4 protein-coding genes are annotated in these 4,231 nt (G+C 53.3%); 2 read left to right on the forward strand and 2 right to left on the reverse strand.

The features are described 5' to 3' along the window. Positions 1–289: 289 nt before the first annotated feature. Entirely contained in the window at positions 290–2,179 is a 1,890-nt protein-coding gene (locus tag G524_RS0112115; RefSeq protein WP_036857934.1) for a Dam family site-specific DNA-(adenine-N6)-methyltransferase, read from the reverse strand. 97 nt (positions 2,180–2,276) lie between these two features. Beyond that, complete coding sequence (locus G524_RS16390) at positions 2,277–2,597, reverse strand: DUF6471 domain-containing protein (RefSeq protein ID WP_156894090.1); 321 nt, start codon at positions 2,595–2,597, stop codon at positions 2,277–2,279. A 162-nt stretch (positions 2,598–2,759) separates the two neighbouring features. Between G524_RS16390 and G524_RS15935 the strand changes: the two genes are divergently transcribed. Beyond that, complete coding sequence (locus G524_RS15935; protein ID WP_051221216.1) at positions 2,760–3,839, forward strand: IS1595 family transposase; 1,080 nt, start codon at positions 2,760–2,762, stop codon at positions 3,837–3,839. A gap of 107 nt (positions 3,840–3,946) precedes the next feature. Then, positions 3,947–4,231 (forward strand): transposase (locus G524_RS0112130; RefSeq protein WP_211219369.1); only part of this gene is annotated, 285 nt, incomplete at its 3' end.

Genomic DNA, 4,231 nt, shown 5'->3' on the forward strand with positions numbered 1-4,231 from the left:
CGCCATCGCCAGCCTCCAAAAGCTGGCACCATATGAATCACCATAAGCGACTCTTGGGAATCCAGAAAATGCACTTCTGCCAAAGTAGTGCTAGATCGGATGCATCCGCACCCTCCGCAATCCGGGCTACTTCGACTACGTCGCTGTAGTGGAGCAATTCGGCAAAAACTTGCTCTTGGTCTCTTCCACTAAGATTGCCAGCGAGGGGAGATGATGCAAGAACCCGCAATGCCTCAGCTAGGCGATACGGAGTTCGAACGGTCGTGTTGCCAATGTGCCAAAGCATGAGTCAGTAGCCTACGAAGATGTATTCCTGAACGTCATTACGCATGCCTTCTGCCTGACGCTGGTTAGCGAAGGAATATCGATAATCCACCTCTACGACTTCGACGCGGTCTTTATATTTTGACATTAGGTGAACAATTTCGTCACGCCCTGGTTCAGAATTAGAAGAATAGGAAACAACCAGAATGCTGTTACGTAGGCGGCGGAAAAGAGCATCAAATGCTTCGCTCGCACCCACCCTCGAACTAAAGGGCGTGGGATAGCTCTTGAATTTGCGTGTCTTCGTATGCCATTGAATATCGACACCTTGCCAGTCACGAGCGAGGCCTTCAACAAAGTGATATCTCCGGACATACTCATTGTCCGAAAGCGGGCTGTAATAAGGGGGGTCAATATAGGCCAAATCGACCTGCTTACGGAACGTCATCGCATCGCCGTTTCTAGCGCTACAGGTCTTTCCATTATCGAAAACTGCAGCGTTCACAGCATCAGCAGCGCGCCTGATTTGCTCCTCCATCGACATCGCAAGATCAGCTCTACCGTCGTCGTAGCGCAACCCTGTGTAGGTAAAAATCCCCCTCGCCCGCTTCTTAAGGCATGCACGCATCAGTGCCGAAAGCGCCAGAGAACGCTTTACCGGGTTTGCAATGGTCTGAATGTTTGATCGCACAAGATCAATGACCGCGTTCTCGGCATTCGTGTAATAGAGCCCCTCGAACGTCTCCTGCACAAATGTCGAAGCGTTAGGGTTGGGGTCAAAGAGACTATCGATATCGCGTTGATCGAGCGTTACAGTGCTATTTTCGATCATAGCCCGAGCGAAGGTCGCACTCATTGCCATGTAGTCGTTAGAAACGACCTCCTTGCCCATAGCCTTCATCATGTATCCAACAATACCTGAGCCGGCGAAGAGATCGACTTCGGAATTGAACTCGAAGTTATCTAGCACCGCCTTGATGTGGGGCAGTAGTTTTTCCTTTGAACCCATGTAACGCGTCGAAGGATAGGCCTCAACTTGAGCGGGAAGCGGTTCTGGCACGAGCTTCAGTCTTGCCCGAGCAATAGGCTTAGCCGTTACAATCACGTCTTCTCCCAGGCGAGAAGATCCCCGCGACGAGATATTTCGCTTTGTGCGCACAACCTCGATGTCAAAACCCCTATAGAGCTCATGAACTAGCGGATGGTTGGAATTGGTGAGCACCACGTGGCAACCGATCTTCTGAAGGCGGCGGACTTCAGCAGCCAAATCCCTGTGGTCCTCCTCATAGAATTGTTCTTTTGTGTAGCGCTTAAAGTCAGCATATTTGGAGATTGGAAGATATGGTGGGTCCAGAAAGATGAAATCCCCCGCCTTTGCATGTTTCTTCAGGACATACCGGTAATCACCTTCCTCGATTGTCACCCCTTGAAGCGCATTGGATGCGGCTCGTAGGGCATCGGGATCGCAGAAATTAGGGTTCTTGTATTTACCGAAAGGGACATTGAATTCACCCCTTTTATTGACGCGGTAGAGGCCATTAAAACAGGTTCGGTTCAAGAAGATTGTTCGGGCTGCAGCGTAGAAAGGCTCGAGTCTTTCGAATTTTTCTGATCGGATCGCGTAATAAAAATGCTCTTGGTTTTTGAACGTGTTGAGATGGCTCAGGATTGAGGTGTAATCGTCGCGAAGACAACGATAGAGGTTAACCAATTCGGGGTTAGAGTCGGCGATGATCGCCTGGTCGGGCATCAGATCGAAGAAAAACGCCCCTCCTCCAATGAACGGCTCGATGTAGCGTGTGAACCTTTCGGGCTTGCGACGATGAAGATCAGCCAAAAGCTGCCCCTTACCACCAGCCCATTTGATGACCGGCTTCGCTTTTGTGGTTCGGATTGTGTCCGGGGCTGCTTTCATTGCCAAACTCCTTCAACACCAATTGTTCTCTATATGTTCTTGGGCGTCAAGAGTGCCCGATACGCCTTTTAGGATGAAAGTGGACCAAACCAAATTTTCAGCTTTCTGGCGATTTTTCAGACGCCTGCCCCATCGGGCTTTTCTTGGAGAGAAACTGTGCGCCGTATTTGCCTGTCGCCTCCCCTAGATCTTTGGGGAGATGGATCCACTCGACACCAAGCACGTGCAGGCACTGCATCAGGAAGACGGCGGTGAACCTGCCCCGGCTGACCTTGTTTCGAAGGTTAAGCTCGTTGTCTTCGACGCCGATTGCCGACAGCCGTTCTGCCAAAGCGGCATAAGAGACGCCCTTGCTCATCATGGCCCCCCGCAGGGTGTTCTTCAATAGCTCTTCCCAGACTTTCTCGTCGCTCGACACCGTGTGCACTCCATCGTGACCCTAACCACCTTGTAGGAGACTTCAGCGCGATCGCAAAGCCAGGTGCAATCCAAAACGATGGCGGGCATCACTAAATTTGATTATTTTCGCTGGACAAGCACAGGCCATAATCATATGTGATGACGTAGAGCATCACATTTCATGGCGCAGCATTTCCTCCTTTCTCCACAGGCACGAACGGTCAGCATCCTGTCCGTTGCCTCGATGTCGGAGAAGCGCGCCTACGCCAAACTCAAGCGGATCATCTGGGATGCAAATGGCGGCAAACCCATCTGCCCTCATTGCGGTGGGTTTGAGCATTGGGAGCTGGACGACGACAAGAAGTGGCGTTGCATCAGCTGCCGCAAGTCCTTTTCGCTCACCAGCGGCACGATCTTCAAGGACAGGAAGCTACCCTTCCGCAAGATGCTGGCGGCATGCGTGATCTTTGCGAACGGCGTCATGGGCGTGTCAGCCTGTCGCCTCTCCCGCGAACTGGATATCACCTACAAGTCCGCGTGGGTGCTCTTGCAGAAAGTCAGAGATGCCTTGGGGCAAGATGGCGAAACGGCACAGCTTGCCGGTGTGGTCGAAATCGACGGTGCTGTATTTGGCGGGAGCTTGCCCCGCCTTCCGAACAGCAAGAAGTTGTGGGAGGAGTTCAAGCGCAAGAACAAGGCTGCAGCCAAGAAGCGCCAGAAGCTGATCGTCGTTATGCGCGAACGGGATGATCCACAGACAGGCAAAACCGGTAAGCTCCGCACCTTCCTGCTGCCCAAGGAAGGGGATGCGATCGAGATCGCCCGCAACATCCTACTGCCTGATACGGTTGTGCATGCCGATATGAGCCCGCAGTGGGAACCGCTCCAGTTGCTCTTCAACACGAAGCGGATCAACCACTCCGAGCACTTCTCACATGACGGCGCCTGCACCAACATGGCGGAAAGCTTCTTCGAGCGCATGCGGAGCGCTGAGCGTGGCGTTCATAAGCACATCTCAGGAGCGCACGTGCACCGCTATGCGATGGAGCTAGCCTGGAAGGAACAGAACCGGCGTGTATCGAATGGCGAGCAGACTGCCATGATGATCAGAGCGATCGGGAAAACGCCACCATCAAGGACGCTTGTGGGTTACTGGCAAGGCCGTAAGGCCAAGCCGGTCGGAAATGACAATCAGCCGGGATCTGCAAACGATCACGACGACGATGATGCGATCGCTTACCTTACTGGCCGGAAGGGGTAGGCCTGTCGCCTTGGATGATAAACCAAGTTTGGCTGTATCGCTCACCCTGGCGGACTGTCAGGAATTTCGTGTGTGGGCGGGCATAATGGGTAAGAAGGAGTCCCACTATGTCTCGACGCAAAGAACCTGTGATCCCGTCTGATTTGCTGGATCAACTTTTGGCTGGCGGTGATGCTGCTGCGGCCTTGCAGCAAGGCGGCTTGCTGGATTCGCTGAAGAAGGCCTTGGCCGAACGCGCGCTTAATGCCGAGATGGATCATCATCTCGGCCACGAAGAGCAGGCTGGCAACAGCCGCAATGGCTATGGCCGCAAGACGGTTGCCACGGACACCGGTAAGATCGAGATCGAGATCCCGCGCGACCGGCAGGGCAGCTTCGATCCGCAGCTGATC

The sequence above is a fragment of the Erythrobacter cryptus DSM 12079 genome (genome assembly GCF_000422985.1).
Classification (GTDB): Bacteria; Pseudomonadota; Alphaproteobacteria; order Sphingomonadales; family Sphingomonadaceae; genus Erythrobacter; species Erythrobacter cryptus.

What these genes read in the sequence shown, in the direction of transcription:
- G524_RS0112115 (WP_036857934.1), bottom strand. Translation starts at nt 2,179, where the DNA reads ATGAAAGCAGCCCCGGACACAATCCGAACCACAAAAGCGAAGCCGGTC.
- G524_RS15935 (WP_051221216.1), top strand. Translation starts at nt 2,760, where the DNA reads ATGGCGCAGCATTTCCTCCTTTCTCCACAGGCACGAACGGTCAGCATC.